We start from the raw sequence: 405 nt of genomic DNA on the forward strand, positions 1-405 counted from the left end.
TGCTGGCTATCCAATCCTTTGGCGCGCTGAAACCACGACTCCGATACGCCATCGAATTTTGGGTTCTGCTCCTTCGTGCACGTGAAATGTAACGCCTTCCAGTCAGGCTCGGACGGCTTGGCATGTGCCGCCGCGGTACTCAGCAAGATCCCGCCGAGCATGGCGACTATTGCGCTACAGCAGTGACGAACACGCATCGCATCGACCATTAGGTGCGCGGCACCAAGCGCCAGGTGACTAGTCGGCCATCCACCTCCGGGAAGGTTTCGTCATGGGCAAATTCGCGACCACCGATGGGCAGGTCTTCGCAGACCCAGGTTCCCGGCCACGGGCAGGGTTGACCGGACACAAGGCGGGAACCCTCAAAGGGCGACGCCTCCCACTCCCACTGAACGGGTGCGCCAT

The 405-nt window shown here is 61.2% G+C and carries 1 protein-coding gene and 1 pseudogene; both read right to left on the reverse strand.

The genetic code is table 11. The features are described 5' to 3' along the window. Positions 1 to 197 (reverse strand): hypothetical protein (locus PVZ80_RS00315; RefSeq protein WP_273863296.1); only part of this gene is annotated, 197 nt, incomplete at its 3' end. 11 nt (positions 198 to 208) lie between these two features. Continuing rightward, positions 209 to 405, reverse strand: a pseudogene (locus PVZ80_RS00320) (PoNe immunity protein domain-containing protein); the annotation flags it as partial.

Origin of the sequence: Pseudomonas sp. B3G-3 (genome assembly GCF_028640915.1) — a bacterium.
Classification (GTDB): domain Bacteria; phylum Pseudomonadota; class Gammaproteobacteria; order Pseudomonadales; family Pseudomonadaceae; genus Aquipseudomonas; species Aquipseudomonas chlororaphis_I.